The organism is Halomonas sp. McH1-25, assembly GCF_022348165.1.
In the GTDB taxonomy this organism is placed as follows: domain Bacteria; phylum Pseudomonadota; class Gammaproteobacteria; order Pseudomonadales; family Halomonadaceae; genus Modicisalibacter.
This window is the reverse complement of the sequence record NZ_JAKRFI010000001.1, coordinates 233,195-254,051: the sequence shown is the minus strand read 5'-3', so window position 1 is coordinate 254,051 and position 20,857 is coordinate 233,195. Positions and strand designations below refer to the sequence as shown.

The 20,857-nt window shown below is 61.4% G+C and carries 26 protein-coding genes; 2 read left to right on the top strand and 24 right to left on the bottom strand.

What is annotated here, in order from left to right; genetic code table 11:
* Positions 1 to 28 precede the first annotated feature (28 nt).
* Genes MHM84_RS01285 through MHM84_RS01265 form a run of 5 tightly spaced genes read right to left on the bottom strand, consistent with a single transcriptional unit; the run spans position 29 to position 3,856 of the window.
* Positions 29 to 1,072, bottom strand: coding sequence for a hypothetical protein (locus tag MHM84_RS01285; RefSeq protein ID WP_239261630.1), 1,044 nt, complete (start codon positions 1,070 to 1,072; stop codon positions 29 to 31).
* Positions 1,072 to 1,683 carry a hypothetical protein gene (locus MHM84_RS01280; RefSeq protein WP_239261626.1) on the bottom strand — a complete coding sequence of 204 codons (612 nt, stop codon included), beginning with the start codon at positions 1,681 to 1,683 and terminating at the stop codon, positions 1,072 to 1,074. Before MHM84_RS01280 ends, MHM84_RS01285 begins: the two co-directional genes overlap by 1 nt.
* Before the next feature lie 18 nt (positions 1,684 to 1,701).
* A complete protein-coding gene (locus tag MHM84_RS01275) occupies positions 1,702 to 2,667 on the bottom strand; it encodes a hypothetical protein (RefSeq protein ID WP_239261623.1) in 966 nt (321 codons plus the stop codon).
* A 1-nt stretch (position 2,668) separates the two neighbouring features.
* Positions 2,669 to 3,007, bottom strand: coding sequence for a hypothetical protein (locus MHM84_RS01270; protein WP_239261621.1), 339 nt, complete (start codon positions 3,005 to 3,007; stop codon positions 2,669 to 2,671).
* Positions 3,008 to 3,019: 12 nt separating this feature from the next.
* Positions 3,020 to 3,856: a hypothetical protein gene (locus tag MHM84_RS01265; RefSeq protein WP_239261619.1), complete on the bottom strand. Its 837-nt coding sequence runs from the start codon at positions 3,854 to 3,856 to the stop codon at positions 3,020 to 3,022.
* Positions 3,857 to 3,993: 137 nt separating this feature from the next.
* Here MHM84_RS01265 and MHM84_RS01260 point away from each other — a divergent pair, with 137 nt between their 5' ends.
* Entirely contained in the window at positions 3,994 to 4,680 is a 687-nt protein-coding gene (locus MHM84_RS01260; RefSeq protein ID WP_239261617.1) for a hypothetical protein, read from the top strand.
* Here the strand turns inward: MHM84_RS01260 and MHM84_RS01255 are convergent.
* The 18 genes from MHM84_RS01255 to MHM84_RS01170 form a co-directional block, all read right to left on the bottom strand.
* Positions 4,673 to 5,311, bottom strand: coding sequence for a hypothetical protein (locus MHM84_RS01255; protein ID WP_239261615.1), 639 nt, complete (start codon positions 5,309 to 5,311; stop codon positions 4,673 to 4,675). The genes MHM84_RS01260 and MHM84_RS01255 overlap by 8 nt on opposite strands.
* A gap of 2 nt (positions 5,312 to 5,313) precedes the next feature.
* The gene (locus MHM84_RS01250; RefSeq protein ID WP_239261613.1) at positions 5,314 to 6,378 is read right to left on the bottom strand and encodes a hypothetical protein; all 1,065 of its coding nucleotides are present in this window, start codon (positions 6,376 to 6,378) and stop codon (positions 5,314 to 5,316) included.
* On the bottom strand, positions 6,378 to 7,439 hold the full coding sequence (locus MHM84_RS01245) for a hypothetical protein (protein WP_239261611.1): 1,062 nt from the start codon (positions 7,437 to 7,439) through the stop codon (positions 6,378 to 6,380). Before MHM84_RS01245 ends, MHM84_RS01250 begins: the two co-directional genes overlap by 1 nt.
* Positions 7,432 to 8,910 (bottom strand): hypothetical protein, encoded by a 1,479-nt coding sequence (locus MHM84_RS01240; protein ID WP_239261609.1) that lies wholly within the window; start codon positions 8,908 to 8,910, stop codon positions 7,432 to 7,434. Before MHM84_RS01240 ends, MHM84_RS01245 begins: the two co-directional genes overlap by 8 nt.
* A complete protein-coding gene (locus MHM84_RS01235) occupies positions 8,907 to 9,539 on the bottom strand; it encodes a hypothetical protein (RefSeq protein WP_239261607.1) in 633 nt (210 codons plus the stop codon). Before MHM84_RS01235 ends, MHM84_RS01240 begins: the two co-directional genes overlap by 4 nt.
* A 3-nt stretch (positions 9,540 to 9,542) precedes the next feature.
* Entirely contained in the window at positions 9,543 to 9,959 is a 417-nt protein-coding gene (locus MHM84_RS01230; protein ID WP_239261605.1) for a hypothetical protein, read from the bottom strand.
* Between the two features lie 81 nt (positions 9,960 to 10,040).
* On the bottom strand, positions 10,041 to 11,033 hold the full coding sequence (locus MHM84_RS01225; RefSeq protein ID WP_239261602.1) for a N4-gp56 family major capsid protein: 993 nt from the start codon (positions 11,031 to 11,033) through the stop codon (positions 10,041 to 10,043).
* Between the two features lie 20 nt (positions 11,034 to 11,053).
* Entirely contained in the window at positions 11,054 to 12,043 is a 990-nt protein-coding gene (locus MHM84_RS01220; protein ID WP_239261600.1) for a hypothetical protein, read from the bottom strand.
* 62 nt (positions 12,044 to 12,105) lie between these two features.
* Complete coding sequence (locus MHM84_RS01215) at positions 12,106 to 12,312, bottom strand: hypothetical protein (protein WP_239261598.1); 207 nt, start codon at positions 12,310 to 12,312, stop codon at positions 12,106 to 12,108.
* A complete protein-coding gene (locus MHM84_RS01210) occupies positions 12,305 to 14,545 on the bottom strand; it encodes a hypothetical protein (protein ID WP_239261596.1) in 2,241 nt (746 codons plus the stop codon). Before MHM84_RS01210 ends, MHM84_RS01215 begins: the two co-directional genes overlap by 8 nt.
* A 1-nt stretch (position 14,546) precedes the next feature.
* A complete protein-coding gene (locus tag MHM84_RS01205) occupies positions 14,547 to 15,269 on the bottom strand; it encodes a hypothetical protein (RefSeq protein WP_239261594.1) in 723 nt (240 codons plus the stop codon).
* Positions 15,266 to 15,499 carry a hypothetical protein gene (locus tag MHM84_RS01200; RefSeq protein WP_239261592.1) on the bottom strand — a complete coding sequence of 78 codons (234 nt, stop codon included), beginning with the start codon at positions 15,497 to 15,499 and terminating at the stop codon, positions 15,266 to 15,268. Before MHM84_RS01200 ends, MHM84_RS01205 begins: the two co-directional genes overlap by 4 nt.
* On the bottom strand, positions 15,496 to 16,206 hold the full coding sequence (locus tag MHM84_RS01195) for a terminase family protein (RefSeq protein ID WP_239261590.1): 711 nt from the start codon (positions 16,204 to 16,206) through the stop codon (positions 15,496 to 15,498). Before MHM84_RS01195 ends, MHM84_RS01200 begins: the two co-directional genes overlap by 4 nt.
* On the bottom strand, positions 16,199 to 16,798 hold the full coding sequence (locus tag MHM84_RS01190; RefSeq protein ID WP_239261588.1) for a hypothetical protein: 600 nt from the start codon (positions 16,796 to 16,798) through the stop codon (positions 16,199 to 16,201). Before MHM84_RS01190 ends, MHM84_RS01195 begins: the two co-directional genes overlap by 8 nt.
* A gap of 120 nt (positions 16,799 to 16,918) precedes the next feature.
* Positions 16,919 to 17,512, bottom strand: coding sequence for a Gp49 family protein (locus tag MHM84_RS01185; RefSeq protein WP_239261586.1), 594 nt, complete (start codon positions 17,510 to 17,512; stop codon positions 16,919 to 16,921).
* Positions 17,513 to 17,515: 3 nt separating this feature from the next.
* Entirely contained in the window at positions 17,516 to 18,055 is a 540-nt protein-coding gene (locus tag MHM84_RS01180; protein WP_239261584.1) for a 3TM-type holin, read from the bottom strand.
* A complete protein-coding gene (locus MHM84_RS01175; RefSeq protein WP_239261582.1) occupies positions 18,052 to 18,375 on the bottom strand; it encodes a hypothetical protein in 324 nt (107 codons plus the stop codon). The genes MHM84_RS01180 and MHM84_RS01175 overlap by 4 nt, the downstream gene beginning before the upstream one ends.
* Positions 18,372 to 18,932: a glycosyl hydrolase 108 family protein gene (locus tag MHM84_RS01170; protein ID WP_239261579.1), complete on the bottom strand. Its 561-nt coding sequence runs from the start codon at positions 18,930 to 18,932 to the stop codon at positions 18,372 to 18,374. Before MHM84_RS01170 ends, MHM84_RS01175 begins: the two co-directional genes overlap by 4 nt.
* A gap of 357 nt (positions 18,933 to 19,289) precedes the next feature.
* Between MHM84_RS01170 and MHM84_RS01165 the strand changes: the two genes are divergently transcribed.
* Entirely contained in the window at positions 19,290 to 19,493 is a 204-nt protein-coding gene (locus tag MHM84_RS01165) for a hypothetical protein (RefSeq protein ID WP_239261577.1), read from the top strand.
* A 58-nt stretch (positions 19,494 to 19,551) separates the two neighbouring features.
* Here MHM84_RS01165 and MHM84_RS01160 read toward each other — a convergent pair whose 3' ends face one another.
* On the bottom strand, positions 19,552 to 20,718 hold the full coding sequence (locus MHM84_RS01160; protein ID WP_239261575.1) for a hypothetical protein: 1,167 nt from the start codon (positions 20,716 to 20,718) through the stop codon (positions 19,552 to 19,554).
* Positions 20,719 to 20,857 lie beyond the last annotated feature (139 nt).

Sequence of the window (20,857 nt, the reverse complement as noted above, 5' to 3'; positions counted from 1 at the left end):
CGAGGGTCAGCCAGTCACGCCCAGCGGATCATTGGTTGATGTTGATGGGAACGCCGGCGTCCTGCAACTGCATGATTCTCTCGGCCAGCCAACGTTTCTCGTCGGCGGAGAGGTTCTCGTTTCGGCCAAGCTCGACCAGCTGATCGGCGACGCGCTGGGCTTCGGCAATCGTCGCTTCGCTGATGCTGCCCTGGCCACGTGCCTGGTTGATGCTGCGCAGTAGCCCGCCGGTCGCGCCGCCGCCCTTCTCCTGTTCGATCTTTTCGAGCAGTCTATCGGCTGTCTCGCGAGCGGCATTGGCTTCACGCGCGGCCTCGTTGCTGGCTTGCGTGCTTTGCTGTACCTGGCGTTCTCGCTGAATGATGCCGGGCACGGAGTCGGCAGGCTGTGCGCTGGGCTCGGTCAGGCCGCCGCCCTCGCCCTGGGTCAGCTGCTCAAGGATAGTCTGACCTCCACCCCCGCTGCCGAGAATGGCCTCGTACTGTCCTTTCAGACGCCCCAGTTCGGTCTTCTCTTCCGTGGTCAGGTCGCGCATGTTATTGCTCGCCGCCTCGCGGATCGCCTCCATGCGATTCTGAATAGCATCGAGCTGGTAGGTTTGCCGTTCGGATAGATCGGTTGTCGCGTCCAGCTTGGCCCCTTCCGGCAGGTTTGCATCGCGGTACTCGTTACGCGTCGGGCTGTACTGGGTGTAGCCGCCGCCTTCCATGGGCACCAACTGCCAGTCGTTGCGCCCCTGCTCGCGGTCAGCGCTGAGGCGAGCATTGAGCCGAGAGTTTGCCCCACCCTCTCGCATCTGGGTGAGTCGGGTATCGTGCTGTCGGTTGGCCTGGTTCTCGCCAGCGGTAAACTCCTGTCCGGCGATGCGTTCACCGCGTTGGAATGTCCGGTTAGCGGTATTCTCCTGGGCAGTGAACTGTTGCTGGTCTTTCTGCTCGGCCATGCTGTACTTGTGACGCACGCCCAGGAGCGCCTCTTCCTTGCGCTTCTGCAACTCGAGCTTGGCATTCGTCTGCACAGCCTCGCCGGCACCGCCAATGGCGCCCATAACCGCTCCGAGTAGTCCCGCCATCAGCGTGCCTCCTGTGGTTGAGTCTGCGTCTGGGATTGCTGGGCTGGTCGCTTACCCGCCTGCTGCTTGAGCTGTCGCATGGCCCGAATCATCTCGGCATAGCGCTGCTTCTGCTGCTGGGTCATGGCGCCATCCTGCACGAGTTGGCCGAAGCGTCCGATGCCCGCCATGAATGCGGCCTCGATGGGTTCAGCATTGCCCTGGCCGGGCAGCTTGCGCATCTCGACGGCGATCTCTCCCACGGCCTTGGCAAGCTCCATGCCTGCCTGGAACATCACGCCCGGCGGCACGGTTTTTCCCTCGGCGTTGAGCGCGTGATAGGTGGTGAGCATGACCGAGCTGATGACGGTGGCCATGCGCTGCACGATGTCATCGCCCTGGTTGAGTGCCTGCTCGACCTGCGGCATACCCGGGCCATACAGGTAGCCGAGCATGGATTTCATCAGGGCGTTGTACATCTGCTGGCCCTGTTGAGGATCGGTGTCCGTGCGCGGGTCGCCCTGCTGGGGTTGCTGTGGCTGTGGGCGCTGCTGAGGCCCGGCCTGTGGGGAAGGTCGCTGCTGTGGCGGTGCAGCCTGCTGCTGCATGCCCTGCTGAAGTAATCCTGCCATGTGTCGCCTCCCGGCGAGTTATGCGAAGAAGGATTCGGCGTAACTGGCGTAACCGTCGAAGTCAGTCGGGCCGTTGATCGTCGGCGCCGTAGTCGTGGCCGGTCCTTGATTGGTCGCGCTGGCCAGCAGGCCGCCTGGTTGCTCAGTTCCTGATCCTACCCCAACCGTGGCGTTTGCGCCCGGATCGGTAAAGGCTGCTTGACGCCCCAAGTTCCGACCCATGACGCCACCAAGCAGTCCACCAGCAATGGCCCCAGGGAGTCCGGCTACCGCCATGCCGGTACGCGCCCCGGCGGTACCACCGACCTTGCCTCCGACAAAGCCCGTTGCAGTGCCTACCGATTGTTGGGCCATGCTGTGACCAAAACTGTCGTCGAGGTTGGCCCCAGTGATGTCGTTGTATCGCCCGATGTTCTTGGCCGCCTCGCGGGCAGACAGCGTCGTATTGACCGCAGTGCTCAGTGCAGCGCCAGGAACACCACCAAGCAGCCCAGCGGCAAAACCGACAGTCTTGCCGGCCCAGCCGGGGCTGGCGTCCTCCTGGATGCCGCGCGCCGCGTCCTCATGGCTCACCGGCGTGGCATCGAGACGGTCCATGAATGACCGCTCGGCCCGCTCGGCGGCCTCGTCCATCGTCGCAATGGTGCCGCTGGTAATGCTCTGGTTGTTGTGCGCAGTCGTCGTCGAGGTTGCACCCAACTCCCTACCGAAGCGACCAGCGTATGTGTCAGCCTGGGCAGCAGCTGCCTGCGAGCCTGAGTTAGAGCTTGAACGTCCACCTGACTCGGCACGACTGGAAGCATCGACGGCGTTGCCGATGGCGCCGCTGTATCCACCTCCGCCGCGACCGCTGCTGCGCCCCCCGTTACCCGCCGCCCCCTTGCCGTTACCCGATGAAGATCCACCGCTCGGGCTGGAGTCGCGCCCTGGCGATCCGGTGCTGCCGCGCCCTACGCCACCGCGTCCGTCAGAATCACCTGCCATGTCACTGCCCTCCCGCAATCATGCCGTTGGAGAGCAGCCCCTTCTTGGCGGTGCCCACGTGCGTGCCGTAGTTCTCGATCGTGCCGGGGTTGATCATTGCGTCGTCGCGCTTCTCCCGGTACAGGTCGCGCTCAAACTTGAAGCGCTGATCCAGCGCATCCTGCTGAGCGAAGTAGGACGCCGCGCCGGTAGCCAGGCCGCCTAGGACGTTGGCCGCCGCCGGGTTGTCGTTCAACCAACCGAAGGCATCGGTGGCGTAGGACGCCGCGGACTCGAACAGGCTGCCAGCGCTCTCGCTGGCCGCATCCACGGCAGTGCCAATGCTATCCATCCAGCTCATATCGCTTACTCCTTATGCCAGGTTGGGGAAGACGCCGGTATTGGCGAGGTAGGTGCCCAGGTTCTCGTAGAGACTCTGCTGGAACTCGATATCGGTGTTCCGCATGTCGAGGATCTGCTGGATCATCGTCGCCTTATTGTCGGCAGTGATGTCAGGGTTCATCTGGATCTGCTGGATAGCGCTGGCCGACTGCCCTACCAGGTCGGTCAGGTTATTGGCCATGACGCCCCAGGCGTTCGCCGTTGAGGTGGCGTAGAGGTTGTTCAGCGCCTGGTTGGCTTCCTGCGAGGACAGTTGCGAGTTGTAGCTGAACTGCTGGGCGAGCTTGCCGGTATCGAACTCGTATTGCTGCTGGTTCAGGCCGAGCTGCTGCTCGTACTGTTTGTCGCTCATGTAGTCCTGCATCGAGCGCGTGGCATTGGCCTGGGCGTTGTTGTAGTAGGTCTGGGCATCCTGCTGGGCGAACGGTGCGGCGTTGGCGATCATGGCGCCCTGCGCCGCCTGCCCTGCCATGCTTGAGTTGAGCAGGCCACGCTGGGCGGCCTGTTGCTTGCCCTGCGTCGCGCTTAGTTTCATCAGCGGCGAGCCGCTGGAGAGCATCTGCTCGAGCTGGCCCTGGGAGGTTTGTTCCTTGGTCACTGTGGTCTGAGGAACAGAGGCCGTCTGGGTGTAGGGCGAAACACCTTCGCTCTTGCCCCACTTGGCATAGTGCTGCTCGGCGCTCAGCCCGGAGTCTTTGAAGGCGTTCTGGACGTCGCCCACCGTCCAGTCTTTCCGGCCTTGGTAGCCCGTCTTGTTGAGTTGGGCGGCCTTGTTGTTGAGGTACGTCGTGGTATCGAATGCGGCCATGGGGAAACCTCACGGTTTGCCGTTTCAGATTGCTTTCGGTGCTAGCCCGACTGCAGGTGGTGGTGTCGAATGTCGCCTTACGCTACCCTCTTGAGCGCTAATCAGGACCGGCTTTATAAGATCGCCAAAGAGGAAGCATGACGTCTTATCTAAGGAAATCGTTCTTCATACCGCTAGTAGTGATTGTATTGCTGCTGCTGGCTCTTATCTACTTTGCAATCCCTTTGGTAAACGATGGCGAAGAGCAATCAATAAACAAACTCAATACCATAAGCGCATTTACAGCTGCAATTGTTACCATAGTGGCAGTAGCTATTGGTGTACTTCAGTTGGAAAGCCTTAGAAAAAGTAAAATAGAATCATGTATAAGCTCCTTATTATCTGCCACATATGATATGGAAGTTCCGGCTCGCTACTGGATCATCATAGCTGACAGAGACCTTGCCAGTGCCACAGAAATAATGCGGTATGCCGACCTAACATTCTCTGAGCAAACAAAGCTATTTGAGACCGCAATGAGGGATATTAAATATCTCCAGCGCACCCTTGGCGGGGATAACGTGCGATACCAATTAAGCATCATCCTCCAGTTTACAGAAGCCTACTCTTTGGCAATACGTTACATAAATATGTACACTGGCAAGCCTATTCCTCCAAGCAGCAATGTCAATTTGAAATACAAGCGGCTATGTCTTCGAATGGAGAGAATGAGGCGCGAAAGCTATCTTCCTCTTAACGAAATTGATAACACTTCGTCCCTAGGCATAATGCGTTGCAGGCTAAAAATGATTGAACAGTGGGCCATGAGGCGGGTCATTATTTAAGAACCAAGCTCACCCATGTCACAGCCCGTGCCGCCTCCGGCGTCTCGGCAGCGAGGATCAGCCGCTCACCGCGATGCCTGCGCCCGGTCAGTTCCTGCGAAGCGACGAAGGCCTCGACGTTCTTGAGTACCTTGCCGACGAGCTCGGCGATCGTCTCAGTACCGTCCGTGCCATTGCGGCCGGCAAGAATTCGATCGAGAACCGGGGTGGCGGGAGCGGTGCCCTGGCTGCCGTCATCCAGCCACGCCTGGTAGGCACTGGCCTCGGACTTCTGCTGGTCCCAGCTCTCGCGCTCGAGCTCGGGGTAGGTCTTGATTAGCGGGCGCATGGCGGCTTCATAGTCGGCGTTGAGCTGGGTTAGCGCGTCCTGTCTGGCCTGTGCCAGCTGTTCAGCGAGCTCGTCTTCCGTGAGTTCGCGCACCTTCCAGGTCTGGTACCAGACACTATCACGTTCCTGAGACTCACCCAGCGTGACGACATCACCCGTCGGACGCGGCGTGCTCTGGATGCGTGGATAGCCCAACGCTGCCATCTGTGCGTCTGAGGGCTTACGCGGCAACGAAACTTGCGGCAAGGCCTGACGAATCGCTGGCAGCGAGACGTCTCGCTGGTTGACTATATCTCTGTACACAATCACACCTCCGGCCTGATAGCTGCAGCGCGATAACTCGTTGAGTACCTGCCCGCATCAACTGTGGCTGCAGGCAGGCTCGCGTATTGAAATAGGGGATGAGGCCCCTGGTTGCGGCCGTCCACGTAAACCAGCAAATAACCGCCCGGGGAGTAGAGCGTGTACCCTTCGCTGCCCAGCAAGGTCACGCTGTAATCCCCGGGGTTATGAAGGGCCGCCAATGCTGCATTGCCGCTGATGATGGGTGGCACGACCGGATCCGAACCGACACTTCCGTCCCACGACAGAAAAGAGTGAAGTCCATAGGCACTGTACAGGCAGTAGTCGCCATCGATCGGGAAGCCCACGAATCCCCCCGGATCCATGTTCCGAATGGCCGGGAGCGATACTGCCGTGGTGCGTATGGTTGGGGAAAACGAGGTGTTGTGCTCGAACACCTTGTAATTCCTGTCACCGGAGTAGTTGCTTTTGAAGATGATGTTGCCAGTCACAGGGTGACAGAACAGCGCCTCGATTCTGGAATCGCTATACGCGGGATCGGTATAGATGTTGCCGACGTACTGGTCGCTGATTCGAACCTTGCCAAGAGTGTTGAGCCCGTTCTGGCCTCGCGTTACGTACAGGTATTGCTCATCCAGGGAAAAAGCCGCGCATCCTCGGTTGTCATAGCCCGGCCAAGTGTAGATCTTGCTGCCGTCAGCCAGTGAGTAAAGCACGGCCGCATTCGAGTAATTGTCGGTACCGTCCGAATACACCACGCAGAAGTAAGAGCAGTTCGGGCTGAACACTACGTTGACGATGGGAAGTTGGGCAGGTCTGAACGAGTTGAACAGAACGCACTGCCGATCGACGATCTGATAGATGTAGAGATACCCGCTATCCCAGCCTGCAGCCAGCCATTCCCCATTGCTGGAAAATCCGACATAGCAGAGCTTCCCCAGGCTTGCCTGGCTTGCTGGGGATATATCCGCGCCGCTTTCCGTATCGTGTACCACCAGCGATGTCTGGCCTGTCGCCACAATGGGCATTGTCATCGAAGCGCCTCCCGCCAACATGGCCTCAAGCATTACGCCAACTCCTTTCCGAACCCGGTGATTTCCTCATTATCGATGTCGAGCAGCACGCGGGTCGCGACATCGCCCAGCACCAGGGGCTTGCCGTCATCCCACTGGATCGGCACCGGTGTCACCCAGGTGATTGGCCCCGGCCCTGTCACCTTGATTTTCACGACCATGGACCGGCCTGCAGGCGGCAAGTTGATCAGTTCAAGCGTGCGAGCCACCGAGGCATCGACGCGGAACACCTGTTGCTGAGCCAGATCGAGCGTGGTGGTTGCTGTTGCGCTGGCCGTATCGTAGCGGGACAGCTTCGCGACCTCGTTGCCTGCCGTCAGTTGGGCGCGGAAGTCCGCAACTAGGTTGCGCGTGACCAGGCTTCCTGCGCCGTCCGTGCTGACGTAATCCTTTTCAGCTGCCAGCGTGCCGGGCTTGAGGCTGGTGACCGGTGTGTTACCCGTCACCTTTTGCTCAGCGACGCCGGCCCAATATTTGGCACTGCGCAGGCCGGGCAGCACCTCTCCTTCTTTCTCGGCCCATTCCTGGGCACGAATCCTGCTCGCGTCCGCCGCCTTGGCGTCGTCGTCAGCAGCCGTAACCAGCGGCTGCAGGTCAGCCTCGACCAAGTCGCCCACTTCAGTGCGCAGCAGGGCTTTGACGGCGGTATAGTCGAGGCCCAGCGCCCAGTTCGTGGTCGCGAAGGTGGTGCCAGAGGTATGCCTTGCCGTCGCGATATACCAGTTACGCGTGGCGGGATCGCGCACCACGTCATTGACGAAGTACTCGGTGCCAGCCACCCAGTCGCCGCGCCAGGTGAAGCCTGCCATCAAGGCCAACTTGCCCTCTGCATCGAAGCCCACCACCTTGTTGCGTCGCTGTAGCGCCGTGGCCGCAATCTCCTGGCTGACGCCAGCCTCGGCGGGGAGCTTGAGCGCACGATCGGTATCCTCCTCGACGCTATCGAAGCCCGTAGCCACGGCGTCGAACTTGGCCTCGACCGCTTCAGCTTCCGCCGTGGTGCCCGGCTGAAAGCGCTGGCCCGGGTCCGAATTGTCGTAGTATGAGTTAGCCACGACGCTGTCTCCTTACATCAAAGTGCAGGTCATAGCCCAGCAGCTCATGCGGGGCGCTGATCGAGTTGGAGTAGATAGCGAAGTTGATGCTGGTTCCGGTGCCCGCAACGTTGACCGACTCCTGTCCCAGGCTGGGTACGGACCAGTTGAAGTCGCCCCACTTGGCCACGTCCCATAGCCCGCCACCGAGCATGAAGTCGATGAACTCGCGACGCGGCTTGCCGGTCTCGGTGCGTCCGTAGTCATAGTCGGCCTGGATGGAGATCTCGGCGTCGGTACCGGACCGGATGTCCCAGAACACACGCCGAAAGCGCTTGCGCACGCTGGGCTGCTTGAGATCAGTGAAGGCCAACGTGAGGAAGGCCGGGATCGGCTCGCCGTTGAATGACGTGGCGCCATTGCCCAGGCGATAGACGTTGCCCGCGTCGTCCCCGATGAGCAGCTGTTCGGCGCCGGTCGCAAGCTCGCCGGTGTGCGCCACGGCCACCTGCAGCGGATAGCGAACGGTAGTGATACCCGCCGGGCTCATGTAGATCCCGGTGCCGTTGTCGAACCACACACGATACTGCGCCTTGCTCTTGCTGATCGCGCTGGCCACGACACGGTTGGTCAAGCCGTCCTGCGTGAATAGCGTCTCGACCTTGCGCCCCGGCTGCATGGGCCGGAAGTCGCCGAACTGCTGCACCGCGTCGAGGCTGGTGATGCCCCGCTCGGCAATGAAGTACGGCTGCATCAGCGACTGGCCTGAATATGGCCTGGCACCGCTGTTGGGTACCGTGGTCTTGAGCTGAAAGTCAGCGCTGCTCGTGCCGTAGAGCGTCTTGATGCTGTCACGGCACAGGATGTGCAGTACGCCACCGGTCCCCGGAACCAGGCCGGTCAGCGTCTGGCCGACACCGATCTCGCCGGCCCCGCCGGTCGAGGCGTCCCATGCTGCCGGATCGCCAATACCCGAGTGCTGCAAACTGCCGGCAGGAAAGCCGAGCATGAGATGCTCGCTGTGCAGGGCAATATACTTGGCGCCGGCCATGGCCGCCGTCAGCGACGTGAATGTGCCGTCTGTCTTCAGCTCGAACGGTTTGCCACCACCAACACCGTACAAGGCACGACCCGACTCCGTGGCATATAGGTTGCCCTCGACGAACTCGTGGCGGCCGTTGTGCAGTGCGCCCGCGGTTCCGACCACATCCCAGGCGTTGGCCGCAGTGTCGAGCCGGTACAGCGTGGCCGTGTCGGCGCCGGTATCCTTGCGCACGGCATAGATGGCGTCGTTGAACGTCACCACGCCGAGTAGCGACCCCTCGCCGGGCACCGCCGGCCCCTGCTGGGTGTAACCGTCGATGCGCCGATAGCCGCCGGTGACGGGACACTCGTAATTGACGCAATAAAGGGCCGCACCAGGTGGCAGTTGCTCGGGTGGCGTGACTAGGTCGATGCCACCCCCCAGGAGGATGTAGGCGGATTGGCTCATACCAGCGGCCCTCCAAGCTCCATCGCCGGAAGCTCGCTGATCTCCATCTCGCTCATGAGCCGCGCAGCATTGGCGCTGCCCTGCTGGAGCACCTCGGGAGCATTCTCGAACAGGGCGTACTGCATCATGGCGCGGTAAACGATGAGCATGTGATAGCGCGCCGGCAGGCGCGGCACGTCATTGTTCTCGGCCAAGGTCTGCGGCGTGCGGAAATACTCGAAGCGCAGCGTGGCGGTCGTCGCCGGCGGCGTGTCGAGCCGGATGCGGTTGTCCGGCAGCAATGTAATCACCTGCGGCGCCGCGGCGTTACTCGGCTCCCGGAATCGCTCGCGGAACTCGTCCCAGCCCATCAGGCACAGTCGATCATTGCCAATGCGCAGCGTCTCGGCGATCCAGTGTTCGAAGTCGTCAGGGACCGGGTAGTCGCGGAACTCGGGCGATAGCTCGATCTCGGCCTCGGCCCAGGCGAAACGCCAGTCGCGGCGCTCCGTCTGGATCTCGTGCCAGGCCTGCTGAATCCAGCCGATCAGCCTCAAGTATTCACCGTTCTGGCCCACGACCGACGCCGGACCCGCCCCGGCTGCGCCAACTTCGCGGCGCAGCCGTTGGCACAGCTCGAGGAAGGTCATGGGTTATGCCTCGCTCATGATCTGGAACGGGTACGCCATGACCTTGTTCTCTTCCATGGTCTTGGGGTCATGGACGTGCTGGACAGCATTGCGCAGCACCTCGACCACGGATTCAGGTACCGTCACTTCCTTGCCACGCTCGATGACATAGGTGCGACCGTTCACGCCCACCTGGACCGGCTGCTTGTCCTGGTCGTGGGTGGCCACGATGATCTTGAAGCGCTTGGCCTTGGGCTCTTCCCCGGGAGCGTGTGCTTCGGTGGCGGTCGGCGCCGGTGCCAGAGGCGCATCCCCCAATGCCTCGTGAATCTTGGCCACCAAGGTCTCGTCCTTCATGGTGGCGGTCACCTTGATGCCCAGATCGCTTGCGGTGGCTTCGAGTTCTTCGCGGCTCATGGTGTCGATGTTCTGCTCGGACATGCTCAATACCTCACGGTATGTCGGAAAGTAGGCAGCCCGCCGGGTGGCGGGCTGCGGTCACTTCAAGTCAGGGATGGTGGATTACGCCAGGTTGGAAGCCGCCACCTCGAGGCGAGCGCCCCAGGCCTCGTTGAGGATCTTGGCCACGAAGTAGGTCTTCCATCCGACATAGCCACGCTGACCCAGCGGGTCGTCCTTGGTCTTGGTGTCGGGGTTGATGACCGATGGCTTGATGCTGTTCTTGCCCTTGAGCGGGATCAGGCCGTAGAACTCCTTGCCGATGTAGACCACCGGGTACACGTCGGCGTTGGTTCCGGTCGTGGATACCATGGTGCTGGTAGTCGCGCCGGCATCGGCCCACTTGGTGAGCACCGGTGATAGGACGTAGCGCACGTCCTCGACCTTGCCGATCTCGTAAGGCAGCGCCTTCATCGACCCGTACTTCTCGGTCGGCGTGAAGCCTTCCATATCGCGGATGTCCGCCTCGAGGTCGGTGTGGGCGAAGGCGATGAACGCCGCATCGACCGGCTCAGTCGCATAGTTCGGCGACGCCGAGACCATGCTGGTGACTTTCTTGGCCCGGTTGCCCTTCAGGTTGCGAGTGATCGCGCGCTGCTTGGCCAGGCTGATCTTGGTGTTCACCGCGCTACGGGAAGCACCGTTCGAGTAGAAGACGTTGGTTCCTGCACGCAGGGCGCCCCAGGTCTGCAACTCGATGGTCTCGGCCGCCTGCTCGCCGCAGTTGACCGTGGCATCGGACAGCACCGGGTCTTCGGCCAGGTCGTTGACCACGTCAGTGATCTCGACGACATCGCCCCACTGCTTGATCTGGACCGTCACGTCCTCGTACTGCATCTGGCGGGCAGTCGGGGTCACGCCTTCCTGCAGCGGCGCGGTGACGACCGGGAACGGTACCGGCCGGCGGAACTTGACCGTATCGGCCTTGTTCTTGGGCAGCGGCTTGCTCTGGCCGAACTTGGAGAGCACCAGGATGGGCTCGGCGTGGGACAGCATTTCGGTGGCGGCCCAGGCGGCGGTGCGCTGGGAGATATCGCCATAGGTGGTCATAGCCATGTGCTTACTACCTCACGGTGTTAGCGGGCCGCTTTCTTTGCGGCGTAGTGGTCGAAGGCGGCATCGAAGTCATCGTCTACCGCGCCCTGGCGTGGCGCCCCTCGGCGTCCTACGGACTGGGCGGCCGCGAGACGTTCGCGCCGTTTGTCTTGCGTGTCGTGCGTGACTGCACGGCTGTCAGCGGTCCCGGCACTCCCTGTGGCTGCCTGATAGAAATCCAGCAGCGCGGCCGCGTCGGCGGCGTTGTCGGATGCTGTCAGGCGTTGCAGGGATTCGGGTTGCTGGTTGAGCCATTCAGCGAACGCCGGCGCAGCGATCACTTCTCGCCAGTCAGGATGGCGGGCTGATAGCGCGTCCTCCTGAGCCTTGAGGTGCTGTTCCTGGGCCTGCTGCTGGATGGATTGCATCGCCGGCTCGTACTGAGCCAGACGCTGCTCGAGTTGCGCATACTGCTGCCGGTCTGCTTGGAGACGGGCCTCGAATGCGCGGGCCATGTCGGGAAAGTCCGCCTTGAACGACTCCCAGTCTTCCAGTCCCATGGACTCGGCCATGTCCTGTTTTTGCTGGTCATTAACGCCTTTGGCGTCCTGCCCGTCAGGGTTCTTGCTCTGCGGCGTCGCCGACGCGCCGCTCTGGCGCTGCTGGTACTGACGCTGCAGTTCGTTGATCTGTCGCTGATACGCACCCAGGCGGCCACGTTGGCTAGCCTCGGAATGCTTCAGCCGCTGGTTCTCTGCCTCGAGGGTTTCCAGGCGAGCAAGGCGCTCGGCAATATCGTCCTTGGGTTGGCCAGTGTCCTCGCCTTCCTCCTGGTCTTCGCCGGGCTCAGGGTCGTTACCAGTTTCCCCTTGCGCATCCTCGTCCTGGGGTTCGTCATCTTTCCCAGCGAAGTCGCGGTCGGTATCACGGGTATCGGCTCCGCGACCTCCGGCAAACTCATCGAAAGCGCTATCGAAATCGTCTTCTTGTTCCGGCGGCTGGTTGTTCAGCGGCTGGTTCTCGGTGCTCATTAGCGGTTCTCCCGAACGGCTGTGGTGCCTCACGGCATGAAAAGGCCCGCGCAATGGCGGGCCTAGTAGGTAACTGGGGTCTGTATCGGCTCGGGCTCGTCAGCCAGGGCCAGCAAGTCATCGATTGCGCGGATCTCGCCGCGAAGCTTGTCATCATGGCCAGGCGCGGTGCCGCCCTGGATCAGGCTGGCTGTTGCTTCGCCCCGGCGTTTCTCGGCCCACTCGGTAACGGTCTTCCAGGTGAGGCTGTGCTTCTCGATCTCAGCCATAACTATCGAACCCCATGGCCTGGTTCTGGCCGCGTGCCAGTCGGTCGTTCTGGCGATCGGTCAGCTGTGCTGCTGCCTTGTCACGCTCGGTCTGTAGCTTGGCGGCTGTCTCCTGCATTTTGAGCTCTAGCTTTTGGGACTCTAGACCTAGCCTGGCTTCGAGCTCCGCCAACGAGATGCCTTGCTCGGTGGCTAGCTTCTGACGAGCAATCTCCTGATCGCTCTGCAACTGGGCCGCCTTGTACTGCTGATCCCACTGCTGCTGTTGCTGACGCAGCTGGAGGTCGGTCTGCTGCTGCTGGGCCTTGAGCTGCAGCTCCTGTTGCTTGAGTTGCATCTCGGCCATCTTGATCTGTACCTCGGGTGGCGGCTCCTGCTGCCCCTGGCTCTGCTGTTCTTCAGCCAGCGTTTCCTCGCTCTTGACGATACTATCCACCGGCACCTGCATGGAGCGCAGGATTTCCTTGTACAGGCCATGCCAGTCGGTCATCTGCGCGAACAACGGATTGCCGCCGGCCACTTGGGTGAGCATGATCAGCTTTTCCTGCTGCTCTTCGCGTGCCACCAGTACCGTGCTACCCCGCGCGACAATATCGAAGTCACCTTTGATCTCGGCGCGATCGGTATACAGCATGTGGTAGTCGTAGAAGCGACGCACCGTGGGCTCGGTGATACCGTCATCGAAGTTCTTCACCGCCGAGCGCAGCACGATGTTGCTGTTGTTCATCAGCATCTGCATGCCAGTCGCTGTCTTAGCGCCGGGACCGCCGCTGGCTCCTTCACCCTGGAGCAGGATCGGCAGGTTCGTCTCGGTATCAGCGAGTTGCTGGGCCGCCTGGAAGATGGCGAACAGGTCGCCCTGGTTCGACTGGATGTTGAACACCTTGAAGGCCTGATCGACGTTGCCTTCACCGGTGGCGAACCAGACTTTCCGGGGCCGGATCGTCCAGCTACCGTCTGCCGGTGAGATGCCTTTCTTGCTGACGACGACCTGCGGCCCGGCGGAGAGCCCGGCGTTGTCCATCATCATTCGCCATGCGGCATTGACCACGCGCTGAGGGTGACGCATCAGGTACGGCACGCCGAAGCCAAAGATACTCGAGCGGTCCTCTTCCCAGTTGAAAACTGAGTACGGCAGGTCGTCGGTATCCAGCGGATTGATGGCCGCCTTGATGACATGCGGGCCCACCATCAACACGCAGCCGGTGTACTCGACGAGAGGATCGTCATCGGCGTCACAGCCGCATGAACGTAGCTCGTCCTTGTCCAGCGGCCCCCAGTATTCCCAAAGCTCCCAGCGCTTGTCCGAGGCCACGGTATCAACGCCGGTAATTGCTCGCAGTTCGTCGCGCCGATCCTGACTGAAGGATTGCCCCTTCTCGTCCTCCAGCGCCTTGCGCAACTGTCCGGGGATGACGCCTGGCAGGTCAGCTAGCTCGCGCAGCTGCTTGCGGTTGACCAGCTTACGCTCGAAAACGAACTCGGCTTCCTTCATCGAGCATGCCGACATGTCTGGGAAGAAGTCCCACGGATCCACACGCTCGAGGCTAGGCCGGAATTCTTCCTGCACCTCCAGCACGCTGCGACCGGATTGTGGATCGGTGACCCAGGCACGCCGGGCGCGATTGACCACGGTCGGCCCCTTGAGGATGCCGGTACCCAGCTTGCAAGCATCGTCGATGACATCCCGAACCTTGCCGTTGTAGCTGGCCTCGGTGAAATCGTCCTCGATCTGCTGCTGCATGGCCCTGGCGGCTTGCTCAAGCTGCTTCTGCTGATCGGGCTGGCCAAACTGCGGTGATCCCGCCTGACCCATGGCGCCCATCATGACGGCCTGGCTACTCATGCCGTCATGCTGCAGGGCTCGCCCAGCCTGGCTGGTTGCCGGTACCGGGGTCGGCTTGAGACCGAAGTTGCGGTCATCATTGGGCAGCAACATGTCACTGAGCCGGGCGATGGCTGCGCGTGTCTTGTTGCGGGTGATGTTGACGTAGACCTGGGACGAGTCGTTGGCCTTCATGCGCGCAATCTCGTCCGGCGTGTAGTCGCCGTGGTACTGACGCAGGTCGGTCAGCCAGCGCGTCTCGATCTGGTTGCGTGCCGCGACCTGATCATGGGCCAGGGTGTGCAGCTTCGAACCCAGGCCGGCCAGCGTCTCTTCCAGGAATTGGCGCTCGGCCTCTTCCTCATACTGTTCGTCGTCCGTCATCGCGACGGTCGCTTCATCTCGCATGTCAGTATCCTGCAGTCGGGTCGCCGGGCGTGGTGATCTGGTGCGTCTGCCCCAACGGGCGCGTGGTGGCGTGGTGAAGCCCCATGACCAGGTAGCGGGTAGCATCCATCAGGTGGTCGTTCTCCTTCACGATGCGGCCTTTCTCGTCACGCCGATATAGCCGGAACTCACCCAGCCAGTGCTGCAGCGTGCTGAAAACCTTGAGACGCCCGGACGAGAGCCGCTCGAGGACTTCCATCAGCCCAGCTTCCACGGCCTTGTTGGCGTTATTGAGCAGCAGCCCCTCGTCCTCGTAGAGGTTGAACAGACTCCTGCCGTCTACCTGGCTGCGGCCGCGTGCGGCGGTATCGATCACGCCGGGAATCCAGGCGCCGCGCATCTTGATCGCCTTGGCGTGTACCGCTGCCTCGGCCTGGCCCCGGTAGTGCTCGCTGTACAGGTAGAGCATGTCCGTGTCCCGGTCGATCGCACCCCAGATGCCGGCGGTCTTCTTCCAGCCCACGTCGAGGCCATACACACGCGCCCACCAGGTGGGAATCTGGAACGGGTCGCAGACAATGTCGTCTTCCGGTACCGGATAGATCGCCCCGGCGCCCAGCGTCGGAATGCCCTTCATACGTGCATCCAGCTGATGCGGGGATATGCCCTGGCTCATGTCGTCGATGTCCTGCTGGCTCAAGTGAGGCGCGTCCTGCCAACCGGCCTGCACCACATAGCGGCTCATGCCTGGGCGGGATCCTGCACGGTGAATTCGGCGCCTGCGATGGTCATCACCTCGCCATGTTCGACGCGGCTGTCGATCTTGCGGGCAATGCGTAGAGCCAGGTTGCCCCGCTTGATGCCACGCTCACGCACCAGGTCGGCGATGCGCTTGGTCATGGACGTGGTGCGGCCCTGCTGGTACTGGGCTGACAGTGTCCCGGCGAGATATTCGTCACGGATCGGGTCGGTCATACCGGCTCCTGTTGATGCTTGGCTTCGAGGAACGACACCACCAGTTCGGTGAGGCCGGACAGCGGCGTGAACGTCATCATCACGATGCCGCGCGTGGTCATGGTGCGGATCAGCGCCTCGTCGTAGACATCCTTGGGCACTTCCTCGTCGAGCCACACCACGTCCTGCTCAGTGCCCTGGAAGATGCGCCGGCCCTGGTCGTAACTGCGCAGCATGAGCCGCGACCAACCGCCCGAGGCGTGCTTGACCCGGATTTCCTCATAGAGGTTGGCGACGCCACGCGCGGGTGTCGGCTTGCCCAGCAAGGCGCGCGGGATCAGCCCGGTACCAAACTCTTCGGTATCCCACAGGCCGCCGAGCAGCTTGGACTGGATGATGTCGCGGGTGGTCTGGCTGGTGTCACCGGCAGCGAGTGCCGTGATCGGCCGTTCGAGGCGATGGCCGTCCCACCAGTCTGGATAGTTGCCAGTCAAGTGGTAGGTCATCTCCCCACCCCCGGCGATGGTCTTGCCGACACGGTTGCCGGCCATGAACAGCCGTTCTCGGTGGAGCTTGCCGGCCCGGAAGAACTCCATGTGCTTGGCGTACAGCTCACGCCGGAACGGCCCTTCCTCGGGAAACAGCGAGTCGATCAGGTTGTAGCGGCGACGCCGGGCCTTTTCCTCGAGCAGGCGCAGCAGCTCCAGCTTGCGCGCCCGGTCATCCATCGGATTCCTGCAGTCGGCGGATCTTGGCGTCGAGCTCGGCGTCGGTCATCTCGCGCTCGGGTGGCGTATCTTCACCTTCCAGGTCGAGCCCGTAGGACTGTCGCTCAAGTTTGACTACCTTCTCCAGCGCGGCGGTGCCGTTGGCCATGGCCTTGCCGACGTAGTCCAGCGGGACATCGATCTCAACCACGTCGCCGGACTTCACCTGGACGTCGATCTTGCCGGTGGCCAGCTGTGACTCGAGCGTCTCGGCGTAGCGCTCGGTGATGGATCGCCAGCGAGTCAGCAGCTTGCGGTGGCCATGAACGACAGCGGAATTTTCATTGGCGGCATGCTCGACGATAGCTTCGTCATCGTCGTTGAGCGCCTCCCGGGCCTCGGGCGGCAGGGCCTCGCGGGTGATCTTCTCACGCGTGCGCTTGCGGACGGCGTCCGTCAGATCCTTTTTCCAAGGCGGACGCTTGGCGTCACCCTTGGCGCGCTTGCGGATCGCGGCCTCACTCGGCCCATGTCGGTCAGAAAGCTGACGCAGCGAGAAACGACCGGTGCGATATTCCGCTTCGATCGCCTCCCAGTCGTATCGTGCTGCCATGTCGTTTCCGGACGCCTCACGGCGTGCGGCCTCTTTGTAAAAGATGCGGGCGTCTCACGACGAGCCGCGGATAAGCGGGCGGCGCCTCACGGCGTGGCCCTACCCCTTGCGGGGATTCGGTTACCTGTCTTCGCTCAGCTCGGTATAGCCGTCTTCGAAGACATGCTTCGGCGACCAGGACTCGTAATGGTCCTCGGTGCCTCGGTTATAGATGACCAGGTAGCCCTCATCGGCCGGGTTCTCGTCTTCCGGGATCTGCCAACCTCGATAGAGGTTGTAGTCGCCTCGCGTCATTGGGCGAGCATGAACGCACTTGTGCGACTGGTAGAAGTTCAGGCCGCCGCAATCGGTTACCACCAACTCTGAAGCGCTGGGCTTGCCCTGCTTGCGAGCGGCAACGGGTGCAGTCATTGCGCCCTGGTGGAGGCGTTCACGCAGCAGGTAGCCTTCAAGCTGCCAGATCTTCTCGCGGGCATTATCGCGGGCAATCTTGCGACCGATGCTCTCGTCAAAATTCTCGGGGCTGGCACACGCCGACTCGCCCACCACGGTGAATCCATTGCGCAGTGTTAGGCAGCACACGGTCACAGTCGTGCCAGGGAAAACGTGGTAGCTTCCGGCGACAATCATGTTATCGATGTGCTCGGGCGTCAGACGTGGCGCATTGAGCCCCTTGCCCTGAATCTCTTGCTCGATGGCTGCTTCGTTGCTCATGCCTTACCTCGTCTTGATCCGATCCAGCAGGCTGCCAGGCATAATGCCAAGCCGTGTTGCCTTGTCCTTGCTGCGCTCGCGCACGTTGATGCCCAGCGCTGCGCCCATGGTCACGAACAGCCACACCAGCATGCCGGTGAAGTCGGGATCGCTGACGACGGTAGGATTCAGGGCGACGGTATAGGCCATAACGCCGGCCAGCGCGCCGAGTGAGGCAGCGAATACCCAGCCCAGCGCGGGACGCCAGCCAGACTTGAACCAGCCTTCCTGCGATAGCTCGGCCTGCATGGTCTGGTTAACGATGCGCTGCCGCTCGGTGGTTGCCTCCATCCGGGCTCGCTCCAGGTCAGCTTCCACCTGGCGCAGCTTCAGTGCGGACGCAGGGTCACGCTTGAGCGCCGCCTCGACTGCTTCCGGTGTTGCTTCCACGCCCAGCGCAGAAGCCAGCAGACTGCCAACAGCAGTACCAGCCGGTCCGCCAAGCGCCGTGCCCAGTGCAGGCGCCACGGTTGCGACGGCATTACGAATGTCTCCCCAGTTCATGACGCCCCCTTGATGAGCTCGAGCACGGCCTTGCTGATGAGGGAGCCGATCGCTCCGAGGATGACCAGGAAGATGGAGAACATAGCGCCCCATCGTCCCAGCAGGCGTTTGCCTTCCTGTTTGGTCGTGGCCACGGACACGGCATGCTGCAGTTCGATGTCGCGTAGGCGCTGGCTGTGCTCGGTCAGCTGCGCGCGTTGGCTTTCGAGTTGGGCAGACTGCGCATTCTGGCGCTCTTCCATACGGGACAGGCGATCGAGCACCTGTGAAAGCAGGCCCTCGATACGGTCAAGCTGGGTATCGTTTTGCCCTGCCATCATGCCCCTCCCAGTTCGACGACACGCCGGAACCAGCCATAGGCGAATGCTTCCTGGCTCTGTCGTTTGCGTGCCAGGTCGCGGCAGAAGGCAATGCGACAGGCATTGATCGTGGAGGCCAATACGCGCAGGCCTTCATCGCCTCGTGCCCGGTTGAAGTCGCGCAACGCCGCGAGCGTGATCGGGCCAATCGCCCCGTCCACCTTCATGTCGCGGTAGTAGCGCTGCTGATCATTGAGCACGTTCAGGGTGTGCTGCAGTTCTTCCCCGGCACGGCCATACCCGCTGTTCACGCCGTAGTCGAACAGATACTCGGCCAGCGGCTCATGGATCGACGCGATATCGTCCAGGCGTAGCGTGTGCCAGTAATCGGCGGCGTAAATGTCGAAGGCCTTCTGGTACGGCAGGTCGCACATCGGGCCGTGATAGCCATGCCGGCGTGCCACTGCCTGGGTGATGCCGTACTTGGTGGGCCCGCCACGGTCGGACGGATGATCGACGAAACCGCCCTCTCGGTCGATGACCTCGGCGATCAGTCGCTGCTGGAGCGGATGCGTCATGTAATTACCTGCTGTCTCACGACAGTAGAAACTCAGCTGCGTAGCGTTTCGCTCGCTTACTTAAACTAAACGAAAATTAGCAGCGCGTGATGAAAAGCACTTCTAGGGTGGGAAGTGCATGAATACTGCTCCTTCGGGCCGGTCACGACTGGGGGTCACGAGCCGGCCCACCCCAAGGATGGGGTAACTTGTAGGGCCGTGATCCATCCCCCTCCAGCAGGCCCTCTTGGCCCGGCAAGGATGCCGGGCTTTGTCTTTCCTGCCATGTTTACCCGCCTCACCCTTTGAACGTAACGCAATGTGTATTAACGTAATGGGCGAGGCAGTGAAGCCTTCGACATGACAAGGAGAGCAACAATGACTATGGCGCAGCGGGTCCTTCGCTCTGTCCGCGTACGCTTGGGAACGCATCAGACCAGCTTTACCAACGCTTCCAACTCTGATTTCGAAGACGAAGCCCCGGTCAGCCTCAGGCAGGCTGAACAAGCCCGCCGCGAAGCCGAGTATCAAGCTCGTCGCGAGGGGGCCAAAGCTCCCCTGCTGCAGGTCTGGAAGGTGTAGCGGGCTCTACGTAAAAGGCCCTGCCGGACTGGCAGGGCCTTGGCATGGGCAACATGCCTTATCCTAATTCTCGTCCCTCTGCCTGACCATACTCCAGCCAGTGCCCTAAGGGATTGATGCCGACCAGGGCGACATCCGGGTTGGCTTCGAGATAAGCATCGGTATCGAACTCTGCAGACGGATCACGTCCTTCTTTCCAGCCCCAGTCCCAATAGTGATCGACCGGGTCGATACCAGCTTGTGCAACATCAGGGTTCTGGCTCAGATACCAATCCACATCAAACCAGGCGTTGGGATCACGGCCTTCTTCCAAGCCGTACTCTTCAAAGTGCTTGGCCGGATTGATGCCAGCGTTGGCCACGTCAGGGTTCTCGCTGAGGTAGAAGTCGGTATCGAACTCGACACTTGGATCGCGGCCTTCTTTCCAGCCGTACTCCATATAGTGCGTGAGAGGATTGATTCCTGCGGATTTGACGTCCGGGTTCTTGGCCAGATAGAAACTGGTATCAAACCAGCTATTCGGATCACGCCCCTGTTGCCATCCGTCGGTAGCAAAATGCACATCCGGATCGACACCGGCTGCCGCTACATCCGGGTTATTGGCCAAGTAGAACTCGTCATCTAGCCCTTCCACCTCAACGCTGGGGACCGCGGGAGGGGCTGCATCAGCCCGCTGTGCCAGCACCTGCTCGCTGCCTAGCACATAAGCCATAAACTCGTTCAGGTCGGCATCCGTAGTGCCTGGTGGCAGGACGCCTTCTTCGACCAGCTGGCTAGTAGAAACGTCACCAAGGTAGTTCGGGCTCGCTTCCATGAACTCTTCGATCTGGGCGCGAGTGAAGAAACCATCAGATAGCTGGAAGTTTTCGACGGCGCCTTCAGACTTCCAATTCGTGATCGCGACCTGCTGACCGGTATAGACGTTCGCAGCAATTAGATGCTTCCCGTCCACAGTGGCAGCGTACGTGCCATCGCTGTAAGCACCGATACCGTCAGCAACTACAGTGTCCTCACCCCCTGAATCGATGATCGTCAGGACCGAGTCATAACCATCGGCAACGTACGTATCATTGCCCGCACCGCCGACCAAGAAGTTGTAGTCGGAGTAAGAGCTAGCGATAAGGGTGTCGTCGCCATTCAGGCCGAAGTTGATCTGCTGTCCATTTGAAGTCAGCCGATCGGATTGGTTGGTTCCCACCTGCTCAGGATAGCGAAGCTTTGCCATGGTCCACCTGCGAGTCCGTGTGTATTTTTATATCCCGAAGGCAGGTTAGGGCTCGTCACGGCTCGAATCAACCCCTAGTAGAGGTCAGAACTGAAAACGCCCCGGCTTTTGCCAGGGCGCAATAATCGATCATGGGAAG

Bases quoted from the DNA above. Each gene is read 5' to 3' on its own strand.
- MHM84_RS01285 (WP_239261630.1), bottom strand. From the start codon at position 1,072: ATGGCGGGACTACTCGGAGCGGTTATGGGCGCCATTGGCGGTGCCGGC.
- MHM84_RS01280 (WP_239261626.1), bottom strand. From the start codon at position 1,683: ATGGCAGGATTACTTCAGCAGGGCATGCAGCAGCAGGCTGCACCGCCA.
- MHM84_RS01275 (WP_239261623.1), bottom strand. From the start codon at position 2,667: ATGGCAGGTGATTCTGACGGACGCGGTGGCGTAGGGCGCGGCAGCACC.
- MHM84_RS01270 (WP_239261621.1), bottom strand. From the start codon at position 3,007: ATGAGCTGGATGGATAGCATTGGCACTGCCGTGGATGCGGCCAGCGAG.
- MHM84_RS01265 (WP_239261619.1), bottom strand. From the start codon at position 3,856: ATGGCCGCATTCGATACCACGACGTACCTCAACAACAAGGCCGCCCAA.
- MHM84_RS01260 (WP_239261617.1), top strand. From the start codon at position 3,994: ATGACGTCTTATCTAAGGAAATCGTTCTTCATACCGCTAGTAGTGATT.
- MHM84_RS01250 (WP_239261613.1), bottom strand. From the start codon at position 6,378: ATGCTTGAGGCCATGTTGGCGGGAGGCGCTTCGATGACAATGCCCATT.
- MHM84_RS01240 (WP_239261609.1), bottom strand. From the start codon at position 8,910: ATGAGCCAATCCGCCTACATCCTCCTGGGGGGTGGCATCGACCTAGTC.
- MHM84_RS01235 (WP_239261607.1), bottom strand. From the start codon at position 9,539: ATGACCTTCCTCGAGCTGTGCCAACGGCTGCGCCGCGAAGTTGGCGCA.
- MHM84_RS01230 (WP_239261605.1), bottom strand. From the start codon at position 9,959: ATGTCCGAGCAGAACATCGACACCATGAGCCGCGAAGAACTCGAAGCC.
- MHM84_RS01225 (WP_239261602.1), bottom strand. From the start codon at position 11,033: ATGGCTATGACCACCTATGGCGATATCTCCCAGCGCACCGCCGCCTGG.
- MHM84_RS01220 (WP_239261600.1), bottom strand. From the start codon at position 12,043: ATGAGCACCGAGAACCAGCCGCTGAACAACCAGCCGCCGGAACAAGAA.
- MHM84_RS01215 (WP_239261598.1), bottom strand. From the start codon at position 12,312: ATGGCTGAGATCGAGAAGCACAGCCTCACCTGGAAGACCGTTACCGAG.
- MHM84_RS01210 (WP_239261596.1), bottom strand. From the start codon at position 14,545: ATGCGAGATGAAGCGACCGTCGCGATGACGGACGACGAACAGTATGAG.
- MHM84_RS01205 (WP_239261594.1), bottom strand. From the start codon at position 15,269: ATGAGCCGCTATGTGGTGCAGGCCGGTTGGCAGGACGCGCCTCACTTG.
- MHM84_RS01200 (WP_239261592.1), bottom strand. From the start codon at position 15,499: ATGACCGACCCGATCCGTGACGAATATCTCGCCGGGACACTGTCAGCC.
- MHM84_RS01195 (WP_239261590.1), bottom strand. From the start codon at position 16,206: ATGGATGACCGGGCGCGCAAGCTGGAGCTGCTGCGCCTGCTCGAGGAA.
- MHM84_RS01190 (WP_239261588.1), bottom strand. From the start codon at position 16,798: ATGGCAGCACGATACGACTGGGAGGCGATCGAAGCGGAATATCGCACC.
- MHM84_RS01185 (WP_239261586.1), bottom strand. From the start codon at position 17,512: ATGAGCAACGAAGCAGCCATCGAGCAAGAGATTCAGGGCAAGGGGCTC.
- MHM84_RS01180 (WP_239261584.1), bottom strand. From the start codon at position 18,055: ATGAACTGGGGAGACATTCGTAATGCCGTCGCAACCGTGGCGCCTGCA.
- MHM84_RS01175 (WP_239261582.1), bottom strand. From the start codon at position 18,375: ATGATGGCAGGGCAAAACGATACCCAGCTTGACCGTATCGAGGGCCTG.
- MHM84_RS01170 (WP_239261579.1), bottom strand. From the start codon at position 18,932: ATGACGCATCCGCTCCAGCAGCGACTGATCGCCGAGGTCATCGACCGA.
- MHM84_RS01165 (WP_239261577.1), top strand. From the start codon at position 19,290: ATGACTATGGCGCAGCGGGTCCTTCGCTCTGTCCGCGTACGCTTGGGA.
- MHM84_RS01160 (WP_239261575.1), bottom strand. From the start codon at position 20,718: ATGGCAAAGCTTCGCTATCCTGAGCAGGTGGGAACCAACCAATCCGAT.